At 64.8% G+C, this 20,130-nt stretch carries 14 protein-coding genes and 2 pseudogenes; 5 read left to right on the forward strand and 11 right to left on the reverse strand.

Going from position 1 to position 20,130, the window contains the following annotated elements:
- Positions 1-3: 3 nt before the first annotated feature.
- Together QIY50_06580 and QIY50_06585 are read left to right on the forward strand one after the other, a co-directional pair.
- Positions 4-627 (forward strand): lysophospholipid acyltransferase family protein, encoded by a 624-nt coding sequence (locus tag QIY50_06580; GenBank protein ID WGV21876.1) that lies wholly within the window; start codon positions 4-6, stop codon positions 625-627.
- Position 628: 1 nt separating this feature from the next.
- Positions 629-1,561 (forward strand): phosphatidate cytidylyltransferase, encoded by a 933-nt coding sequence (locus tag QIY50_06585; GenBank protein WGV21877.1) that lies wholly within the window; start codon positions 629-631, stop codon positions 1,559-1,561.
- An 18-nt stretch (positions 1,562-1,579) separates the two neighbouring features.
- Here QIY50_06585 and QIY50_06590 read toward each other — a convergent pair whose 3' ends face one another.
- The 3 genes from QIY50_06590 to QIY50_06600 form a co-directional block, all read right to left on the reverse strand.
- On the reverse strand, positions 1,580-1,987 hold the full coding sequence (locus tag QIY50_06590; GenBank protein WGV21878.1) for a type II toxin-antitoxin system HicB family antitoxin: 408 nt from the start codon (positions 1,985-1,987) through the stop codon (positions 1,580-1,582).
- Complete coding sequence (locus tag QIY50_06595) at positions 1,984-2,211, reverse strand: type II toxin-antitoxin system HicA family toxin (GenBank protein ID WGV21879.1); 228 nt, start codon at positions 2,209-2,211, stop codon at positions 1,984-1,986. Before QIY50_06595 ends, QIY50_06590 begins: the two co-directional genes overlap by 4 nt.
- A 196-nt stretch (positions 2,212-2,407) precedes the next feature.
- The gene (locus QIY50_06600; GenBank protein ID WGV21880.1) at positions 2,408-2,683 is read right to left on the reverse strand and encodes a metal/formaldehyde-sensitive transcriptional repressor; all 276 of its coding nucleotides are present in this window, start codon (positions 2,681-2,683) and stop codon (positions 2,408-2,410) included.
- Between the two features lie 70 nt (positions 2,684-2,753).
- Here QIY50_06600 and dmeF point away from each other — a divergent pair, with 70 nt between their 5' ends.
- Both dmeF and QIY50_06610 read left to right on the forward strand, forming a co-directional pair.
- Positions 2,754-3,677 (forward strand): CDF family Co(II)/Ni(II) efflux transporter DmeF, encoded by a 924-nt coding sequence (gene dmeF / locus QIY50_06605; GenBank protein ID WGV21881.1) that lies wholly within the window; start codon positions 2,754-2,756, stop codon positions 3,675-3,677.
- A gap of 96 nt (positions 3,678-3,773) precedes the next feature.
- Positions 3,774-4,118 carry a cupin domain-containing protein gene (locus tag QIY50_06610; GenBank protein ID WGV21882.1) on the forward strand — a complete coding sequence of 115 codons (345 nt, stop codon included), beginning with the start codon at positions 3,774-3,776 and terminating at the stop codon, positions 4,116-4,118.
- A 225-nt stretch (positions 4,119-4,343) separates the two neighbouring features.
- On the opposite strand, the pseudogene mmsB reads toward QIY50_06610, so the two are convergent.
- Positions 4,344-5,232: pseudogene (gene mmsB, locus QIY50_06615) on the reverse strand (3-hydroxyisobutyrate dehydrogenase).
- A gap of 10 nt (positions 5,233-5,242) precedes the next feature.
- Positions 5,243-6,769, reverse strand: coding sequence for a CoA-acylating methylmalonate-semialdehyde dehydrogenase (locus QIY50_06620; protein WGV21883.1), 1,527 nt, complete (start codon positions 6,767-6,769; stop codon positions 5,243-5,245).
- A gap of 132 nt (positions 6,770-6,901) precedes the next feature.
- Here QIY50_06620 and QIY50_06625 point away from each other — a divergent pair, with 132 nt between their 5' ends.
- Complete coding sequence (locus tag QIY50_06625) at positions 6,902-7,852, forward strand: LysR family transcriptional regulator (GenBank protein ID WGV21884.1); 951 nt, start codon at positions 6,902-6,904, stop codon at positions 7,850-7,852.
- 270 nt (positions 7,853-8,122) lie between these two features.
- Here QIY50_06625 and QIY50_06630 read toward each other — a convergent pair whose 3' ends face one another.
- From QIY50_06630 to recC, 6 genes and pseudogenes are all read right to left on the reverse strand, one after another.
- Positions 8,123-8,614, reverse strand: coding sequence for an OmpA family protein (locus tag QIY50_06630; GenBank protein WGV21885.1), 492 nt, complete (start codon positions 8,612-8,614; stop codon positions 8,123-8,125).
- Between the two features lie 4 nt (positions 8,615-8,618).
- Positions 8,619-9,890 carry a diguanylate cyclase gene (locus QIY50_06635; protein WGV21886.1) on the reverse strand — a complete coding sequence of 424 codons (1,272 nt, stop codon included), beginning with the start codon at positions 9,888-9,890 and terminating at the stop codon, positions 8,619-8,621.
- Positions 9,887-10,453: a YfiR family protein gene (locus QIY50_06640; GenBank protein ID WGV21887.1), complete on the reverse strand. Its 567-nt coding sequence runs from the start codon at positions 10,451-10,453 to the stop codon at positions 9,887-9,889. Before QIY50_06640 ends, QIY50_06635 begins: the two co-directional genes overlap by 4 nt.
- Positions 10,454-10,658: 205 nt before the next feature.
- Positions 10,659-12,735, reverse strand: a pseudogene (recD, locus tag QIY50_06645) (exodeoxyribonuclease V subunit alpha).
- On the reverse strand, positions 12,732-16,409 hold the full coding sequence (gene recB / locus QIY50_06650; GenBank protein ID WGV21888.1) for an exodeoxyribonuclease V subunit beta: 3,678 nt from the start codon (positions 16,407-16,409) through the stop codon (positions 12,732-12,734). The pseudogene recD and the gene recB overlap by 4 nt, the downstream one beginning before the upstream one ends.
- Positions 16,406-19,888, reverse strand: a complete 3,483-nt coding sequence (recC, locus tag QIY50_06655) for an exodeoxyribonuclease V subunit gamma (protein WGV21889.1) — start codon at positions 19,886-19,888, stop codon at positions 16,406-16,408. The genes recB and recC overlap by 4 nt, the downstream gene beginning before the upstream one ends.
- Positions 19,889-20,130 lie beyond the last annotated feature (242 nt).

A 20,130-nucleotide genomic window follows, 5' to 3' on the forward strand; every position in this document is an offset into this window, starting at 1 on the left:
TCCATGCTCGCCAACCTGACCGCCTACCTCATCACCTCCGCCGCCCGCCTGATCACCGGCGCCCGTGCCCTGTGGCTGGGCTGCACGCCGCTGCCGGTGCAGCGCCTGTACTTCGCCAACCACAGCAGCCATGGCGACTTCGTACTGTTGTGGGCCTCGCTGCCGCAGCCGCTGCGCAAGCGTACCCGTCCGGTAGCCGGTGCCGATTACTGGGCCAGGCCGGGCATTCGCGATTTTCTTATCCGCAAGGTCTTCAATGGTGTGCTGATCAACCGGCAGCACAGCGCCGGCCAGGGCAGCCCATTGCAGCCGATCCTCGAAGCCGTGGCCCAGGGCGACTCGCTGATCTTCTTCCCGGAGGGTACCCGCAACCTGGGCGACGAGCCGCTGATGCCCTTCCGGAGCGGGCTGTACCACCTGGCAGCAGCCAACCCCGAGGTCGAACTGGTGCCGGTGTGGATCGCCAATCTGAACCGGGTGATGCCCAAGGGCCGCGCCCTGCCATTGCCGTTGCTGTGCACATTGAGCTTTGGCGAACCGCTGCACCTGCAGCCGGATGAAAACAAGCAAGCCTTCCTCGAGCGGGCCAGCCAGGCCCTGCTGACCCTGGCCCCCAAGGATGCCTGAGATGGACGACAACACCCTTTCCCTGTTTGCCGGCATCGGTGCCCTGCTGCTACTCGCCAGCGTGATCGGCCGCCTGCTCAAATGGCGCGCCGGCCCCGCCCCGCACGCGGTGATCGACAACCTCAACGCCCGCATCAACGCCTGGTGGGTGATGGTGCTGGTGATCGGCATCGCCTTCCTGTTCGGCAAGTACGGCGTAATCGTGCTGTTCTACGGCGTATCGTTCTACGCCCTGCGCGAATTCATGACTCTCACCCCGACCCGGCGCAGCGACTACCCGGCGCTGGTGGCGGCGTTCTATGTGGCGCTGCCGGTGCAGTACGTGCTGATCGCCATGGACTGGTACGGGCTGTTCAGCATCTTCATCCCGGTGTACCTGTTCCTGTTGCTGCCGATCCTGGCCAGCTTCGGCGGCGACACCACGCGCTTTCTCGAACGCGCCTCGAAGGTGCAGTGGGGGCTGATGATCGCGGTGTACTGCGTGTCATCGGTGCCGGCATTGATGACCCTGGATATCCCGGGTTACGAGGGCCGCAACCTGCTGCTGATCGCCTGGCTGATCCTGGTGGTGCAGATCAGCGACGTGTTGCAGTACGTGTGCGGCAAGCTGTTCGGCAAGCACAAGGTCGCGCCCAACCTGTCGCCATCCAAGACCGTCGAAGGCCTGGCCGGCGGGGTGGCACTGGCCACCCTGGTCGGCGCACTGCTGTGCTGGATCACCCCCTTCACCTTCTGGCAGGCCGCACTCATGGCGTTGGCGGTCAACGCCATGGGCTTCTTCGGCGGGCTAGTGATGTCGGCGATCAAGCGCGACCGCGGGGTGAAGGACTGGGGGCACATGATCGAGGGCCACGGCGGCATGCTCGACCGCATGGATTCGGTGTGCTTTGCCGCGCCGGTGTTCTTCCACTTTGTGCGGTATTGGTGGGCATAGTGAAAGCGTGCGCACCGATCAGTGTGAAAGCGCCAACTCTCGCAGTGCAGCCGAAGCCAGAAAACCGGAGCGGGACGCATAGCGATGATCACGCTTCACTTTTTCGTCGATTCGTTGAAGCAGGTTTTCCGGCAGCGTTGCATTGAAGCGAACCGCCTTGCCCAGATACGGGGTGACATCAAAATCCACAACGGCCCAGACCCCACCTTCATAGTCAGGGTTCGCCACATGGATGTCGACTTCCTGTGCCTGCGGCAATGCCTCGTTATCTGCGACCAACCCTTCAAAATGTAGTGCCAGCGCTTCCTGAACATTCTCCAGTGCTTTCGCAACAGTGGCACCGGCGCTGAAGCAACCGGGCACATCAGGAACGGTCACGCCGTAGTCCGAGTCGGCGTCTTTGTGCAATACGACCGGGAATTTCATTGACTACCTCCGTTGATGCTCGTGCTGGCAGTGCCGCTGGCTTGAACCAAGCCAGCCTGCTTCAAGATGCTGCGTACTGTGCCCTTGGGGAGCTCACTCCTGGGATGAGGAACCGTGACTCGCCCCCTTTTTGTCGGGTGCCTGAACTGGTGATGACTACCTTTCACATCAACCTGGTACCAACCGTCGGCTTCAATAAGCTGGATAACTTCACGACTGCGCATTCATTCTTCCTCGGCAGTCGATGTGTATCATACACACCGAATTGACCAGAACAAAGCGCACTACACACTATGCACACGTGTCGCGACCAGCGGACAGACTGGATGGCAAAGCAAGAACATGCCTTCTGACACGTAGGAAATCAGCAAGTCCCATCGGGTACCAATACCCCCCTGGGGTATCGGAACCACCGGTCTGCTACTTAAGGTACGACCGCAGCAACGTCGCCACCTTGTCCGCCTCGTCCTGCCGCTCCTCGGCAGTCAGCCCGTCCGCCACCAGGTGTTCGCGGATATGCCCTTCCATCACTTCGGCCATCAGCCCGTTCACCGCGCCGCGCACGGCGGCAATTTGCTGCAGGATCGCCAGGCAGTCCTTGTCCTGCTCCAGCGCTGTCTCCAGGGCGGCGGCCTGGCCTTTGATCTTGCGCACCCGGGTCAGCAGCTGCTTCTTGCTCTTCAGGGTATGTGCCATTGGGTTTCACACCATTCTAGGTATACTGGGGTATAGTATATTTCTCGACGTTCCGGGAGCATGATAAACCATGGCGACACAAACCTCAGACCGCTGGCAGCACAGCCACCAGTTCCATACCAGCAACCTGGGCGCCGAGCGCAAGACCCGCCTGGCGGTGTGGCTGACCGCGGTGATGATGGTGGCGGAAATTACCGGTGGCTGGTTCTTCAATTCCATGGCGTTGCTGGCCGACGGCTGGCATATGAGCTCACATGCCCTGGCCCTGGGCCTGTCGCTGCTGGCCTACGCCGCCGCGCGGCGTTATACCGGCGACAGGCGTTTTGCCTTCGGCACCTGGAAGATCGAGATTCTTGGCGGCTACTCCAGCGCCCTGCTGTTGCTGGGCGTGGCCGGGCTGATGGCCTTCCAGTCGGTGGAGCGCCTGCTGGCACCAGGGCCGATCCACTACGACGAGGCGATCTTCATCGCCGCCGTGGGCCTGGCCGTCAACCTGATCTGCGCCTGGCTGCTGCGTGACGACCATCACCATCATGATCATCACCACCATGGCCATGACCACCATCACCACGACCTGAACCTGCGCTCGGCCTATCTGCATGTGATGGCCGATGCCGCCACCTCGGTGCTGGCGATTGTCGCACTGCTGGCTGGCAAATACTGGGGCGCCGGCTGGCTCGACCCGGTCATGGGCCTGGTCGGTGCGCTGCTGGTAGCGCTGTGGGCCCGCGGGCTGTTGCGCGATACCGGGCGAGTGCTGCTGGATGCGGAGATGGATGCGCCGGTAGTGGAGGAAATCCGCGAGGTGGTCGCGCAGCTGCCGGTGCCGGCCAGCATTACCGACCTGCACGTTTGGCGCGTGGGCAAGGACCAGTACGCCTGCATTCTCGGCCTGGCCGCCCGGGCCGAGCTCAGCGCCGACAGCGTGCGCCAGGCCATGGGCGTACACGAAGAACTGGCGCACATCACCGTCGAGGTCAACCGCCTGGCATAGCGCGACCAGACAGCTGGACGTCGAGCCCAGGCAACTGCGGCTCGGCCAATGGCCCTATGGTGACGAGTCATTCAGCCAGTCACCAGGAGTTGTGCCATGTCCGATTTCATCACCGTCCTGCGCGAAACCTGCCCGACGCCGGTCGTGGACGCCACCAAGTGGAAGCGCATCGGCGGCGATCCGCACACCGTCAACCTCAACGCTTACCTGTCGGCCGACGGCAGCAAGATCATGGGCACCTGGATTTGCACCCCGGGCAAGTTCGAGGTCAACTACGAGAAGTGGGAGTTCTGCCACTTCCTCGATGGCTACTGCATCATCACCCCGGAAGGCGAAGAGCCGAAGCACCTGAAAGCGGGTGATGTGTTCGTGATCGAGCCGGGGATGAAAGGCACCTGGGAAGTGGTCGAGACGGTGCGCAAGTACTTCGTTTTCGCCTGATCAAGGCTTACACCCCCTCTCTGTGGGAGCGGGCGCGCCCGCGAAGCAGGCAACACGGTGGATGGCACCGGCTTTGCCGGTGTTCGCGGGCATGCCCGCTCCCACAGGGTCGTAGGCTGCCTGCTGAATCGCGAACAAAAAAAATCGCGGATCAGGCGCCCTTCCCTCTGGTGCGCAGTTACAGAGGGAAAGCCACCTGGCCCGCGATGAAGCCCACCTCTTGCGTCAATCCTTCTTGCGATAACTCTCGACGATGGCCGAGAAGTCCTTGCCACCCTCGCCACGCAGGCTCATGGCCTGATACAGCTGCTGGGCCACGGCACCCAGGATTACCGGCTGATGCGCCTGGCGCGCAGCCTCGGTGGCCAGCCCCAGGTCCTTGAGCATTAACTCGGCGCCAAAACCACCGGTATAGCCACGCGATGCCGGCGCAGTCTCGATGACGCCCGGCCATGGGTTGTAGGTGTCCGAGCTCCAGCAACGCCCGGTCGAACTGTTGATGATGCCGGCCAGCACCTTGGTGTCGATGCCCAGCGCATCGCCCAGGGCCATGGCCTCGGACACGCCGATCATCGAGATGCCCAGTAGCAGGTTGGTTGCAGATCTTGGCGATCTGACCGGTGCCGACTTCACCGCAGTGCACGATGTTGCGGCCCATCTGTTCCAATACCGGCTTGAGGGTGGCGAACAGCTCGGCGCTGGCACCGACCATGAAGGTCAGGGTACCTGCCGCCGCGCCGCCGGTGCCACCGGACACCGGCGCATCGCCCATGTCCACGCCCTTGGCCGCTGCGGCCTTGGACACATCACGCGCAGTCTGCGGGTCGATGGTGCTGCAATCCACGGTCGGCGTGCCCGGGCGAATGCCGGCCAGCACACCGTCCTCGTTCAGATACACGCTGCGCACATGGGCAGCCGCCGGCAGCATGGTGATCACCAGCTCACTGTCGGCCGCCGCGACCTTTGGCGAAGGGCTGATCTGCCCGCCCAGTTCTGCCAGTTCGGCCAGCACGGCCTTGTTCAGGTCGAACAGGTTAAGTTGGTGCCCGGCCTTGATCAGGTTGCGAGCCATGGGTGCGCCCATGTTGCCGAGGCCGATGAATGCGATACGCATGACTGTCTCCTTAGCGCAGGCTGATGGTGGTGTTCACACCGTCGTTGACGCTGTCGTCATCGAACCAACGGGCCGTGACGGTCTTGGTCTGAGTGTAGAACTGCACCACTTGCTTGCCGTACGGGCCGAGGTCGCCGAGCTTGGAGCCACGCGAACCGGTGAAGCTGAAGAACGGTACCGGTACCGGGATCGGGATATTGATGCCGACCTGGCCCACGTCGATTTCGCTCTGGAACTTGCGGGCTGCCGCGCCGCTCTGGGTGAACAGGCCGGTGCCGTTGCCGAACGGGTTGGCGTTGACCAGGGCGATGGCCTCGTCGAGAGTGTCGACTTCCAGGGTCACCAGCACTGGGCCGAAAATTTCCTGGGTGTAGATCTGCATGTCGGTCTTCACCCCCGAGAACAGGGTCGGGCCGACGAAGTTGCCTTGCTCGTAGCCCGGCACGCTGACGTCGCGGCCGTCGAGTTCCAGCTTGGCGCCTTCCTTGATACCGCTTTCGATCAGCCCCAGCACACGCTCCTTGGCGCGCTTGGAAACCACCGGGCCGACATCGGTGCCTGGCTCGCAACCGGCACTGACCTTGAGCTTGCTGGCCGCTTCCTTGATGTCCGGCAGCCATTCGCGGGCCTTGCCGACCAGCACCGCCACCGAGGTCGCCATGCAGCGCTGGCCTGCTGCGCCGAAGGCGGCACCGACCAAGGCGTTGACGGTTTGCGTGCGGTTGGCATCGGGCAGCACCACCGCATGGTTCTTGGCGCCCATCATCGACTGCACGCGCTTGCCGTGCTGGCTACCCAGGTTGTACACGTGGGTGCCCACTTCGGTGGAACCGACGAAGGAAATCGCCTTGATATCCTGGTGGGTGCAAATGGCATCCACCACCTGCTTGCCGCCGTGCACCACGTTGAGCACGCCAGCCGGTATGCCGGCCTCCAGTGCCAGCTCGACCAGCAGCATGGTCGACAGCGGGTCCTGCTCGGACGGCTTGAGTACGAAGGTGTTACCGCAGACGATGGCCATGGGGAACATCCACAGCGGAATCATCGCGGGGAAGTTGAACGGGGTGATGCCGGCGCACACGCCGATCGGCTGGCGCAGGGTGTAGGTATCGACGCCGCCGGCAACGTTCTCGGCGAATTCGCCCATCTGCAGAGTGCCGATGGAGGCGGCATGCTCGACCACTTCCAGGCCGCGGAAGATATCGCCTTCGGCGTCGGCCAGGGTCTTGCCCTGCTCGGCACTGAGCACCTGGGCGATGCGTTTGGTGTGCTCGCGGATCAACGCCTGCAGCTTGAGCATGATGCGCATGCGCGCGCCGATCGGGGTGTTACGCCAGGTCTGGAAGGCGCGGTGGGCAGCGGCCACGGCCGCGTCGACTTCTTCGACGGTGGCGAACGGTACGCGCGCCAGCACCTCTTGGGTGGCCGGGTTGACGATGTCGCGCCATTCGGTGGTCCTGGATTCGACCCATTGGCCGTCGATCAGCAGCTTGACCTGTTCGATTTTGGTCTGGGCAGGGGATTGCGGTGCGTTCATCTGCGTTCTCCTTGGAATTATTGTCGGGACGAGATCGCCATTGCCGGGCAAACGCGAGGTAGCGTCCAGAGGCTTGTTTCGAGTATAGATGTGCAAACATCCAACAAGAACGCACAAAAAAACCGGATCATCATGCAAAAAGACCTCACATCCCTGAGCGCACTCAACTGGGACGACCTGAAGTTCTTCCTTGAAGTGGCGCGTACCCGCAAGGCCAGCAGCGCCGCCAAGCGCCTGAGTGTGGACTACACCACCGTGTCGCGGCGCATCAGCTCGCTGGAGGGGGCACTGGGCACCTTGCTGTTCGAGAAGTCCCGGACCAACGGCTTTGTACTCACCGCCGAGGGCCAGCGCCTGCTGGGCTATGCCGAGTCGATCGAGAGCACGCTGCACATGGCTTGCGAGCAGGTGTCCGGCTCGGGCGTGGCGTTGTCGGGGCATGTGCGCATGGGCTGCACCGAAGGCTTCGGCAGCTTCTTCGTCACCCCGCAGCTAAGCCACTTTGTCGATGCCTACCCGGCAATCTCGGTGGATATCCTGCCGCTGCCGCACTTCATCAGCCTGTCCAAGCGCGAGGCGGACATCGTCATTGCCCTTGAGCGGCCAGAGCATGGGCCTTATGTGTGCTGCAAGCTGTGTGACTACCGCTTGCGGCTGTACGCAACCCAGGACTACCTGGACAGCCACGCACCGATCCGCCAGATCGCGGACCTGGCCAGGCACCCGTTCATCAGCTATGTGGACGACCTGGCGTTCAGTTCGGAGCTGCTGTACCTGGCCAACCTGATCCCCAGCGCCAGCGCGCATTTGCGCAGTACCAGCGTGATTGCGCAGTACACGGCAGCGTTGCAGGGGCGTGGGCTGGCGATCCTGCCGTGCTTCCTGGCGGCGCAGGACCCGCGGCTGGTGACGGTGTTGCCGCAAGAGATCGAGGTGACGCGGCAGTTCTGGATGTATTGCCGGGAGGATTTGAGGAAGTTGAAGCGGATTACCCTGCTGTGGGATTACATTCGCGGGGTGACGGAGGCGAATGCACCGTTGTTGATGGGTGAAACGCGGGAGATGCGCTTTGCTCAGGAATGATGGGGCTGCTGCGCAGCCCATCGCAGGCAAGCCAGCTCCCACAGGTACAGCGTAATCTCGAATCCAGCACAGTACCTGTGGGAGCGGGCGTGCCCGCGAACACCGGCGCAGCCGGTGCCAGGCACCGAGTCGCCCGCTCCCACAGGTACTGTGCTGGATTCAAGACAGGCGCCGTACCTGTGGGAGCTGGCTTGCCGGCGATCACCGGCGCAGCCGGTGCCAGGCACCGAGTTGTCTGCTTCGCGGGAAAGCCCGTTCGGGAGGCCGTGGTCAGTAGGAAGCCACCACGATGGACACGCGCCGGTTCTCGGTACGCCCGGCGCTGGTACGGTTGTCCGCCACCGGCTGGCTACTGCCCAGGCCGCGGGACTGGATGTTCTGCGCCTGCATGCCCACCTCGACCAGCGCCTTGGCCACGCTCTGCGCCCGGCGCTCGGACAACTGCTGGTTATACGCCGCCTTGCCCGACGAGTCGGCATGCCCGTCCACCCGCACGCCCTCTATGCCAACGCCAAGCAGCGCCTTGCCAATGCGCTCGACAATCGCCTGGCTCTGGCTGTTAAGGCTGTCAAGATCGCTGCCGAACAGCACCTTGCCAGACAAGTCGTAGGCCCAGCCTTCGTCAGTCGGGGTAAAGCCTTCACGCTTGAGCACGGCAATCTGTTCGGCACTCAGGCCTTTGGGCGGAGCGCTCTGGCAGCCGGTCAGCGCCAGCACGGCGAGCAGCAAGGCCCAAAGAGGAAAACGCAAAGCCTGTATCACGGGTTCAACTCCTGTTCTTGAGTTCGCTGGCGGACCGTTCCGTCTGCGCCACTTGCCAATGGCCACGGCGTTTGCGCTTGGCCTGGTACATCGCCGCATCGGCGGCATTCAGAAGGCTGGCGGGGTCAGCGCCGTCATCGGGGTAATAGGCAATACCGACACTCAACGAGGTAGCGATACTGCGGCCACTGTCCAGCTGCAGCGGCAGTTTCATGCTGGCAACGATCTTCTCGGCAATGTCCTCGGCGTCCTGGCGCGAATGCAAAGGCGTCAGCAGCACGGCGAACTCGTCACCGCCCAGGCGCGCCACCAGGTCGTGCTCGCGCAATTGGGCACGCACGCGGTCGGCGACGCTGATCAGCACTTCATCGCCCGCCGCATGGCCGAGGGTGTCGTTGATCTGCTTGAAGTGGTCGCTGTCGAGGAACAGCAGCGCCAGGTGCTCCTGCTGCCGTTCGGCATTGCGCACGCTGCGGCTCAGGCGCCCCTCGAAGAAGGCACGGTTGGGCAGGCCAGTCAGGCTGTCGTGGCTGGCCTGGTGGGCCAGGGTCTGGTTTTCGTTCTGCAGGTGGCTGTGCCAGACCTCCAGCTCATCCAACAGGGCATTGAAGTCATTGCCCAGTTCGTTGAGTTCGGCAATCGGCGCTTCCGGCACGCGCCGGTCGAAACTGCGCTCGCGGCGGGCGGCATGGGCGACATTGGCGAGGCCCCGCAGCGGGCGAACGATATCGCTGAGCAAACGCCGCGACAGGTATTGGGCAGCCAATGCGCTGAGCACCGTGCAGAACAGAATGCCGGCCAGCCCACTGAGCAGGAACAGCAACAGGCTTCGCCCCTGGCCGACCAGTTCGATGCGCCCGACCTGCTGTTGCTGGTGCGTGATCGGCAGGTTGACCGGCTCATCCAGCAAGGCGGTGGCAACCTGCGCCTCGAGCCGCCCGAGCACGCCGGTATCGCTGCGCTGCCAATGCGCCAGTTGCTCGCCTTCGTGGTTGAAGACCCTGGCTTCGGCCACTTCCTCGGCACTGGCGATCAGCGCTAGCGACTCATTGGCCGCAGCGCTGTCATCAAACACCACCGCCGCCTCCACGGTGTAGCTGATCGAGCGGGCGATCAGCTGCAGGTTGTGGTTGGCGTAAACACGCAGGGCGAGCACGCCCAGCAGGGTCAGGGAAACACCTGCCAGGCCCACGGCGAGCAAGGCGACGCTGAGGTGGCCACGGCCCAGCACCGAACGCAGGGTCGGGCGCATGCCACGCTTGCCGCTCGGCTTCATGGCTGACCTGCCCGGCGCCGCGACAATTGCAGCACGCTGGGGTGGATGCGCACACCAGAGCGTGCCACCGAGTCGAGGTTGACTTCAAAGGCTACCTGCTGGTCGCTGACCCGCAAGCAGAACAGGCTGCCTACCGTGCACGGGTCGTCTGCCTCGCTGATGCTCAGCACCGGGTGGCCACTGACGCGCTCGAACAGCCGGTCGCGCTGGCCCTGGTCGAGTTTGCCGATGTAGATGGCGTCGCAGGCCTGGGCGACCTGGCTATCGCCTGCCAGCAGCCGACGCACCTGCAGCGCTCGGCCGGACTCCTGCACATGCCCTTTGATCAGGTCATCGGCGTATTCGGTCGGGCCGACCAGGCACAGGCGCAAGGGCAAAGGTTCGACGGGCCAGCGTGCGTAGCTGAAAATGCCCAGCACCACCTGGGTGACGGCCTTGGCCCGTTGTTGCGCCTGGGCAGCAGTCATGCCTGGGTCTGCCTGGGCCGAGCCTGAGGCAAGAAACAGGACGGCCAGCAATAGCGAAAGCGCACAGCTCGTCATCCGCCTTGCGGCCACGTTCATGTGGGGAATCTCTTGAGGCCCTTTCCGATATCGGCGCAACGATAGCACATGGCCGCATGCTTGTATGAAAGCCGCTGATCCAATGCGATCCTTGTGGGAGCGGGCGTGCCCGCGAAGCAGGCACCACGGTGGCTGGCACGGGCTGCGCCCGTGTTCGCGGGCAGGCTCGCTCCCACAGGGTATCTCCTATTGGCTCACTACAGGGTCAGACCTGCTCCAGCATCAACCCGGAAATACGCCGTACCTTGCGCGCGACCGCTTCTTCGAAAATACCCTGGCGGGGCTCGACCAGGCTGAAGCAGTGCTTGGCGCGGGTGATGCCGGTGTATACCAGCTCCTTGGTCAGCACCGGGTTGAGCGCATCCGGCAGCACCAGCGCAGTGTGGCTGAACTCCGAGCCCTGGGACTTGTGCACGGTCATGGCGAATACCGTTTCCACTTCGTTCAGCCGGCTGGGCAGCACGAAGCGCACGCCGCCACTGCCGTCGTTACGCGGGAAGGCCACGCGCAGCAGGGCGGCGCCGCGCTCATCCGGCAGGCGCAGGGCGATGCCGATGTCACCGTTCATCAGGCCCAGGCCGTAGTCGTTGCGGGTCACCAGCACCGGACGCCCCTCGTACCAAGGCTGCTGGCTGTCGATCAGCCCGGCATTGTGCAGCACCCGCGCCACCCGCTCGTTGAGGCCTTCGACACCCCAGGCACCGCGGCGTACCGCACACAGCAGCTGGAAGTCCTCGAAACTGTGCAGCACCTTGGCCGCCCATTGCTCCCACGCTGGGTCGTCAACGGCGGTATCGAGTGCCGGGCGGAAGCGGCCAAGGGTGCGCAGATAGCTGCGGTAACCCTGTGGGCCATCGCTGCCGCGGTTGAGGCCGTCGAGCAACAAGCGGTCGAAGGCGCGGTCCTGTTCGTGCTTCAGGGCCAGGCTGTGCACGTCGGGCGGCGGCGCGGCCAGCAGGTTGCGCGCCGCATGGGAGTCCTGGCGGTTGACCAGCCGGGCCAGTTGGCCAATACCGCTGCCTTCGCCGAAACGCCGCGAGAAGCGCAACATCACTACCTGCTGGGCCAGCGGGTTGCGCTGCTCATCGCCGGCCTTGAGGCCACTGCCTGCCAGCGACTCGCCACCGGTCTGCTCCAGCCATGCCGCGGTCGCTGGCGAGTAACAGCCCTCCTCGGCATCCCGGCACAGGTCACCCAGTACCGCGCCGGCCTCGACCGAGGCCAGCTGGTCCTTGTCACCCAGCAGCACCAGGCGTGCCCCGTGGTGGCAGGGCATCCAGCAGGTTGGCCATCATTTCCAGGTCGATCATCGATGCCTCATCGACCACCAGCACGTCCAACGGCAGCGGGTTGCCGGCATGGTGACGGAAGTGCCGCGAACCAGGGCGGCTGCCGAGCAGGCGGTGCACGGTGCTGACCTCGGTGGGGATCTGCCCGCGCACCTCGGCGCTGACCTGCAGGCGCTCGACCTGCTGGCCAATGGATTCAGTCAGGCGCGCGGCCGCCTTGCCGGTCGGCGCGGCCAGGCGAATGCGCAATGGCCTGCCCTGCTCCACCGCCGGCGCCTGCAGCAAGGCCAAAAGGCGTACCACGGTAGTTGTCTTGCCCGTGCCGGGGCCGCCGGTGATGATGCTGAAGCCTGCGCGGGTGGCAAGGGCGCAGGCAAGCTTTTGCCAGTCCACCTGGCCAGCCGGCGTGCCACCGTCGAACAGCTGCGCCAGGCGGCCACGCAAGTCGGCCGGGGGTGCTTCGGACTGGGTCAGGCGCTGGCGAAGTGTATGGTCGACGCGCCGCTCGTAACTCCAGTAACGGCGCAAGTACAGGCGCTCTCCGCTGAGCACCAGGGGCCGCGCTTGCTGGCCCGGGGTATCACCGGCGGCGACCAGCGGGCTGGCAGCAATGCGCTGGCGCCAGGCGTGCAGGTCGAGGTCGGCGAGCAACTGCGAGGGCAGCAGCAAGGGGCCGGTCAAGGCGTCGCCTTCGGGCGGCAACGACAGGGCAAAATCGGGCTCGGCCAGGGTCTGCTGCAGATCGAGGCAGACATGGCCATGCCCCAGTTGGTGGCTGGCAAGGGCGGCGGCCAGCAACAGCAGAGGATCGCTACCGGGGGCTCGCTCTTCCAGGAACGATACGAATGCACGGTCCAGGGCACGCAGCCAGCCCCGTTCCACCCAGCGATCAAGCAGTTGCAGCAGGTCGCCGCTGTCATGCTGTGGCGCCAGCGCGAGCAGGTGCTCGGCGTGCAACGGGGTGGGCAACAGGTCGACGAGGCTTCGGCTCATATCACGGCTCCGGCAAACAGGTCCTGCTGTACCGGCGGATGCTCGCCACGGAACAGCGCATCAAGGCTTTCGATCAGCTCACGCGGCGGCTTGGCGTGGTAAACGCCGTGGCCGCTGCTGCTGGCGCCTCGCAAGAAGATGAACAAGGCGCCGCCGACATGGCGGTCATAGTCGTAGTCAGGCAGGCGGGCGCGCAACTGGCGGTGCAGGGCCAGCAGGTACAGCACGTACTGCAGGTCGTAGCGATGTTCGAGGATGGCCTTTTCCATGGCCTGGGTATCGTAGGCCTGGATATCCGGGCCCAGCCAGTTGGACTTGTAGTCGGTCACGTAGTAACGCCCGTCCAGCTCGAAGGCCAGGTCGATGAAACCTTTGAACATGCCGTTGAGCACGGTTGGCTGCGCCGCCGGGCGTGCGAGGCCGGGGTGGGTGTGGCGCGCTACCAGGTGGTCGAGTTGTTCGGCATCGACCTGGTGGCTGGCGAACCAGAACTCCATTTCGATCTGGTAGTGGCGCAACTGCCCGAGCGTCACGCTGAGGTTGTTGCCCGGCAATGGCAGCGCTTCGCCCAGCAGGCGCTGCAGCCAGTGGGTCAGGGTGGGAATCCAGCCGGTCCAGTCACGACGGTTACAGCGCTGGCCAACGGTTCGCTCGATCAGCCGTGCATTTTCGCTAACCTGGCTGAAGCCCTCGCGGCCAACCCATTCCAGCAAACCATGCAGGAAGGTGCCGGGGTTGGGCCCGCGCGGGAAGCGATGGATATCGCCACTGTCGGCCGGCACCTCACGCAGCACCTGGCTATCGACCACTTCATCGTCCAGTAACTGCTGGGCCTGGGAGCTGTCGGCACCGAGGGTCTGGTCGCCGACGCGCAGGGCACTGTACGAGGCGATCCACCAATGCTCGGCCCCCGCCGCACGGCGCGGCTTGCGGGCAGGCAGCAGCTCGCGTTCGGCATGTGGCATTCGGTACGTCTGGTCATCCGCCTGCGGCAGGCCCGGGCAGCTGATGTGCGGGCACGTTGCAGCCAAGGCCTGCAACCAGTCCGTCAGTTGTTGCGAGCTCGCCAGGGCGAGACCGCCTCCCAGCAGGTAGCCGAACGCCGAGCGGTGCAGTTGCGAGCTCTTCTGGTTGCCCCGCTTGAGGTCGGCTACACCCAGCCAGCAGGCATGCTGAGCGCGGGTCAGGGCTACGTAGAGCAGGCGCAGGTCTTCGGCCAGGCGCTCGTCGTCGGCGCGCTCGATCTGCTCCTGGTCCGGGGTGAGGGTAAGGTGGCCGTTGCCCTCGCTATCATGCCAGGCCAGCGGCAGGCGGCTGCCATCCACCGGTTTGCTGGTGCAGATGAACGGCAGGTAGACCAAGGGGTATTCCAGGCCCTTGGACTTGTGGATGGTCACCACTTTTACCAGTTGCTCATCACTCTCCAGGCGCAGAATCTGCTCCTCCCCAGCCTGGCCTGAACTGGCCAGGTGCTCGGCCAGGTGGCGGATCAGCGCCTGTTCGCCGTCCAGTTCGCCGGCGGCCTGCTGCAGCAGTTCGGCCAGGTGCAGCAAGTTGGTCAGCACCCGCTCGCCATCGCTGCGGCGAATCAGCGTTCGCGGCAACTGGAAGTCATGCAGCAAGTGCCGCAGCATCGGCAGCACGCCCTGGCGTTGCCAGGTGTCGCGGTAACGGCGAAAACGCATGACCCAGTCTTCCCAGACCCGCTCGTCCTGGTTCAGGCGGTCCAGCGCAGCCAGCGACAGATCGAGGGTGAGGCTGGCCAGGGCGGCCTTGAGCAGGCGCTCCGAATCGGGCTCGGCGCAGGCCTTGAGCCAGGCCAGCAGGTCGTGTGCTTCCTGGGCGGCGAATACCGAGTCCTTGTCGGACAGGTATACGCTACGCACTTCGCGCGCGGCCAGCTCGGCCCGGACCATCTGCGCTTCATGGCCATCGCGCACCAGGATGGCGATATCGGACGGCAGGCACGGGCGCAGTTCACCTTCGGCATTCTGGAAACCAGCCGTGCCCTGCTGGCCGCCATTGAGCAAGGCGACGATATGGCTGGCGCAACTGGCTGCCAGTTGCTGGCGGTAAACGCTGCCGGAGACCGGCGTTTCGCTTTGCAGATGCCAGCATTGCAGGGCTGCGCAGGCTTCACCGTCGATCAACAGCTGCTCGCCACGGCCTTTGGCGCGGACCTCGATGAACGGCAGCGGGTTGTCATCGGCCTCGCGGAACAGGAATGCGCCACGCCCTGCTTCACGTGCCTCGGCGTGCAGGAATACCTGGTTGACCGCCGCGACCATGGCCTTGCTGGAGCGATAGTTGGTGTCCAGGCTGTGCAGGCGACCACTCGTGGCACGGCGGGCGGCGAGGTAGGTGTAGATGTCGGCGCCACGGAAGGCATAGATCGCCTGCTTGGGGTCGCCGATCATGAACAGGCCGGTTTCGGCGCGGTTTTCGCTGATCTGGTAGATGCGCTCGAAGATGCCGTACTGCACCGGGTCGGTGTCCTGGAACTCGTCGATCAACGCCACCGGGAACTGTTCGCGGATCAGGCTGGCCAGGCGCTCGCCGGCCTCGCTGGCCAAGGCGTGCTGCAAGCGCAGGAGCATGTCGTCGAAGCCCATTTCCGCGCGCCGGCGTTTTTCCACTTCGAAGCGTGCCGATACCCAGTTGGCGGCATGCTCGAGCAACGGAGCATCCGGGCTGTCCAGCGCCTGCAACTGTTGCTGCAAGCTTTGCATGGCGTCGAGGGCCGGATGCTCGGGTGGTTCGCCCTTCCAGGCTTCGGCCATACCCGCCGGGGTCAGGCGGGTGAAGCCAGTCCCCAGGTCGAGTTCCGCCAGTTGGTCGTCTGCGGCCCAGGCGCAGAGCTTGTCGAACCAGGGTTCGAAGTACCGAGCCTGCATCTTGCGGCCGTCAACCTGTTTGGCGGCCAGCGCATCACGGCAGATCTGCCGCAGTTCTTCGGCCCACTGCGCCCAGGGCGCCTTGAGCCGGGCCAACTGCTCGCCACGCTGCTGCAGCGATGCCTGGATCAGTGCGGCAGGCTCTGGCCCGTCCTGCTGGGTGCGCACGCGACCGAACAGCGGGCGTATCCGCGGCAGCAAGGCATCGGGGCTGCCCCAGTGGCTACGCACCCAGGCCAGCGCGTCGCCTTGCATGCCATAGCAGAAGCGCCGCCAGTAGTCGCGCATGACCTGACCCAGCAGCTCGCTGTGGTCGGTTTCCAGGGTCTGGGTGAACAGGCTGCCGCTGTCGAAGGCATGTTCGCGCAGCATGCGCTGGCACCAGCCGTGAATGGTCGACACCGCAGCCTCGTCCATCCACTGCACGGCAATTTCCAGGCGGCCGGCACAGCGTGGCCAGACTTCTTCCGGGTAGTCGTCACGCAGTTGATGCAGCAGCGGATCGGCCGCCGTCAGCTCGCCACGGAAGAACCGTGCAGCTTCGGCCAGGCGAGCGCGGATACGTTCGCGCAGTTCTTTGGTGGCCGCGTCGGTGAAGGTCACCACGAGGATCTGCGGTGGCAGCAGCTCGCGGCCAAAGCCCTGCTCGCCACCGTGACCGAGGATCAGGCGCAAGTACAGTGCCGAAATGGTGAAGGTCTTGCCCGTGCCGGCGCTGGCCTCGATCAGCTGGCTGCCATGCAGGGGGAAACTCAGTGCCAGTGGACGGTCCTGGGTCATGCGCCTTTCTCCGGGTTGCCCAGGGTTTGCCACGGGGCGTTGAACAATGGGCGGTACAAGGCTTCGCACCAGCCTTCGAAGGTTTCATCAGCGGTGAGCGCGGCAAAGTCGCGGAACTGCCGGGCCAGGGCGATGCTTTCACTGCGCTCGCCGAAGCTGGTGCGTTCATCACCTTCGTAGGCGCTGGCTGCAGCAGCCAGGGCTTTGTCGCTATCGTCCTGGGCCAGCCAGGCGAACGCGGTCTTGGCCGCGACCGGCAACGGTGCATTCATTGCCGCCTGGCGGGCCACCAGCAGGTCGCCCAGCAGTTGCGCCGCCTGGGCTTGCGGCAGTGGCGCAAGCAGCAGGGTCAGGTCGCTGGCCACCAGCGCGCTGTTGTAGGGGTAGCCCGCTGCGCAGGCCGCCAGGTGCGTGACCCAAGGCGCGATCAGGCGGTGCCACTTGAGGGCATTACGCCCGGCACTGATGGTGTTGGGAACAGTGGTGATGCTGAGCAGGCTCTGGTCATCCGCCTGGAACACCCGGCCCAGCCAGCCTTCAAGGCGGTGCGGGCCGTGCTCGAAATGCACCGGCAATGACCCCTCAACCAAGCGCGGCCAGCGTTGCAATAACTGGCGGTGGCGTTGCAGCAGGTCCGGCAGGGGTTCGATCAGCTCGCGCTGCAGCAGCTCGCCGAAGCCGGCCAGAGGCAGCACGCCACAGGCCTGCAAGCGCCGAGCCTGGGCCTGCAGGGCCTGCTCGGCATTGTCCGGCTCGGCCAGCGCTGCACCGAGCAGGCTTTCACTGGCGCCGTAGCGTTGAAGGGTATCGAGGACGAAGGGTTCTTCGTCCGGGGTCGGTGCTTCCAGCGCTTCGAAGTACACCTTCAGACGCTGGCTGAAGAAGTGCCGCACTGGATGGCGCAGGAAGTCACTCAGCTGGGTCAGGCTCAAGGCCTCACCTTCATGGTAAGGCGCCAGGCCGGGGTCGCCCTGCTCGTCTTCCTGACCTTGCTGGTGCAGCACCTGCCACTCGTGGGCAAAGCTGAACAGCGGGCTGCCCTTCTGGAAGTAGCGTGGGCTGAACGGTTGCAGCGGGTGCTCCTGGGTCAGTGCGTGCAGCAATTGCTCGCCCGATTCTTCTGGCAGCCCCTGCCCCGCGCCGGCCAACTTCCAGCCGGCCGCCAGGTGATCGCGTAACTGGCCGATCAGTACCGAGGCCGGGCGTTCGCTGTTGTCGCGGATGCTGCGCCCGACCCAGCTGACATACAGCTGGTCGCGTGCAGACAGCAGCGCTTCGAGCAGCAAGTAACGGTCGTCCTCACGGCGTGAGCGGTCACCGGGGCGGTAGTCGCTGGCCATCAGGTCGAAGTCCAGCGGCTGCTGAGCGCGGGGGTAATCGCCATCATTCATGCCCAGCAGGCAGACCACCCGGAACGGGATGGCGCGCATCGGCATGAGGGTACAGAAGTTCACCGAGCCGGCGAGGAAGCGCTGGGACAATTTGCCCTGGTCGAGGCCCGACAGCCAGGCTTCGCGTACTACGGTCAGCGGCAATGGGTCTTGCAGGCCGACGGCCTCGCACACTTCCAGCCAGCCGTCCCGCAGATCCTGCAACTGCATCAGCAGGAACTCGTCGCGCTCGCCTTCAGCCAGGAAAAACACGTGCAGCAAGGCATGCAGGCGCTCGCCCCACTGGCTGACAGTGGCAGGCTCGGACAGGGCCTGGCTGGCCACTTCGAGGGCGTCGAGCAAGGCGACCAGCGGGCCGATCAGCGCCGCGTCCAGGCCACCGATTTCATCGTAGGGTTCGATGCCATCACAGGCCTCACCCACGCCTACGGCGTAACCCAGCAGCATCCGCCGCAGGCCGAACCGCCAGCTGTTCTGCTCAAGCCCTGCTGGCAAGCCCAGACTGGCGCGCTGCTCGGCATTGAGGCCCCAACGAATTCCGGCCCCCTCTATCCAGCGGTGTAGCGTGGGCAGGTCGTTTTCGCGGATGCCGAAACGGGCGCGGACTGCCGGTACGTCCAGCAGGTCGAGCACTTCGCTGACTGCGAAGCGGCTGTCCGGCAGCTTTAACAGGTGTTCGAGGGCAATCAGCAAGGGTTCGCGGCCACGCTGACCCTGGTCGGTGAGGGTGAACGGGATGTAGCGCGGATCGTTGCGCTGCAACTGGCCGAATACGGCGCGGATATGCGGCGCGTAAGTGTCGATGGCCGGCAGCATGACGATCACGTCACGTGGGCGCAGGGTAGGGTCGGCGCTGAACCGGGCCAGCAGCTGGTCGTGGAGGATCTCCACTTCGCGTTGCGGGCTGTGGGCAATGTGGAAGCGGATCGAGCGGTCCGTCGCCGGGTCGACGGGATGCCACTGCTCGCGGGTTTCGGCGAGCGGGCGCAGTTCGAGGATATCGTCCTGCAGTTGGTTGAGCAGCGTGGTGGGCGAGCCGTCACTGAACAGGTCGATGCGGCCGTCGCTGAACACGCCCTGGTAACTCCCAGGGTCGTCGTAACTGTCGAGCAGGTTGATGTAGTCGCGGCCTTGCTTGCCCCAGGCGGCCAGCAAGGGATGGGCATGCTGGTGCAGCGACTGCTCGTCCAGCTGCAAGGGCATGCCCTGCTTGCGTTGCTGGCGCTTGTATTGGTGGCGCAGCAGGTCCTTGTCGGCCACGATATCGGCCCAGTGGTGACGACAGGGGTTGTGCACGCACAGCAGCACCTGGCTGAAGCGTGCCAGGCCGGCCAGTGCCTCAAGGGCCTGGGCTGGCAACGAGGAGATGCCGAATACGATCACCCGGGCAGGCAGCCCGGCAGGAGCCTGCTCCAGGCTGTCGATTCGTTCGATGAAGCGCTGATGTACGCCGGCGCGGCTCTGCGCCATGCCCTGTTCACCAACATCTTCCAGCAATGCCCGCCATAGCTCGGCCTGCCAGCGGTTGCCCGGGGGCAGCGCCTTGCGCTCGCCGCGGGCGGTATTGAGGACGTGCTCACCAGCCGCCCAATCCTTGAGCCAGTCGGCGCGGTAGACCTGATACTGGTCGAACAGGTCGGCCAGGCGCTCGGCGAGCTGGTAGCGCTTGCGCAGGTCGCTGTCCTCGGTAAGGAAGCGCCGCAGCGGCTCGAAATGCGGACGTTCGATCAAAGCCGGAAGCAGGCGCATCAGGCGCCAGGTCAGCGGTGCCTTGTCGAGCAGGGAGACTTCAGGAATTTCGTCACGGCCCAGCACACTGCGGTACAGCTGCCACATGAAGCTGCCCGGCAGTTGCACGTCGATGGCGGCGGCGATGCCGCAGCCGCCTTGGTCATCTTCCTGAGGGTCTTCGGCAAGGGCCAGCTTGAGCCATTGGGCGATACCATTGCTTTGCACCAAGGCGATTTCGTTTTCCAGCGGCGCCAAGGGGTAGCGACGCATCCAGCTCACCACCAGGCTGCGCAGGTCGTCAAGGCGGTTGCCGTGGACGATCATGAAGCCGGGGTGAAGATGGGTGGTGTTGGGCATCGGGAGGTCTCTGGCAGGCGCTGGTGGCTAAGGGGGAACGATATCACGCGGATATGAAAGGACCGAATGACACCAAGCTCCTCACGTGTTCACACGGCCCCTGTGGGAGCGGCCGTGGCCGCGAACACCGGCGCAGCCGGTGCCATGCACCGCGTCGCCTGCTTCGCGGGCTTGCCCGCTCCCACACAGGGGATTGCGTAGGGCAGGAGATTTTTGCGCCACAAAGACAAAACCCCTACCTG

The organism is Pseudomonas putida (assembly GCA_029953615.1).
In the GTDB taxonomy this organism is placed as follows: Bacteria; Pseudomonadota; Gammaproteobacteria; order Pseudomonadales; family Pseudomonadaceae; genus Aquipseudomonas.

What these genes read in the sequence shown, in the direction of transcription:
- QIY50_06580 (WGV21876.1), top strand. Translation starts at nt 4, where the DNA reads ATGCTCGCCAACCTGACCGCCTACCTCATCACCTCCGCCGCCCGCCTG.
- QIY50_06585 (WGV21877.1), top strand. Translation starts at nt 629, where the DNA reads ATGGACGACAACACCCTTTCCCTGTTTGCCGGCATCGGTGCCCTGCTG.
- QIY50_06590 (WGV21878.1), bottom strand. Translation starts at nt 1,987, where the DNA reads ATGAAATTCCCGGTCGTATTGCACAAAGACGCCGACTCGGACTACGGC.
- QIY50_06595 (WGV21879.1), bottom strand. Translation starts at nt 2,211, where the DNA reads ATGCGCAGTCGTGAAGTTATCCAGCTTATTGAAGCCGACGGTTGGTAC.
- QIY50_06600 (WGV21880.1), bottom strand. Translation starts at nt 2,683, where the DNA reads ATGGCACATACCCTGAAGAGCAAGAAGCAGCTGCTGACCCGGGTGCGC.
- dmeF (WGV21881.1), top strand. Translation starts at nt 2,754, where the DNA reads ATGGCGACACAAACCTCAGACCGCTGGCAGCACAGCCACCAGTTCCAT.
- QIY50_06610 (WGV21882.1), top strand. Translation starts at nt 3,774, where the DNA reads ATGTCCGATTTCATCACCGTCCTGCGCGAAACCTGCCCGACGCCGGTC.
- QIY50_06620 (WGV21883.1), bottom strand. Translation starts at nt 6,769, where the DNA reads ATGAACGCACCGCAATCCCCTGCCCAGACCAAAATCGAACAGGTCAAG.
- QIY50_06625 (WGV21884.1), top strand. Translation starts at nt 6,902, where the DNA reads ATGCAAAAAGACCTCACATCCCTGAGCGCACTCAACTGGGACGACCTG.
- QIY50_06635 (WGV21886.1), bottom strand. Translation starts at nt 9,890, where the DNA reads ATGAAGCCGAGCGGCAAGCGTGGCATGCGCCCGACCCTGCGTTCGGTG.
- QIY50_06640 (WGV21887.1), bottom strand. Translation starts at nt 10,453, where the DNA reads ATGAACGTGGCCGCAAGGCGGATGACGAGCTGTGCGCTTTCGCTATTG.
- recB (WGV21888.1), bottom strand. Translation starts at nt 16,409, where the DNA reads ATGACCCAGGACCGTCCACTGGCACTGAGTTTCCCCCTGCATGGCAGC.
- recC (WGV21889.1), bottom strand. Translation starts at nt 19,888, where the DNA reads ATGCCCAACACCACCCATCTTCACCCCGGCTTCATGATCGTCCACGGC.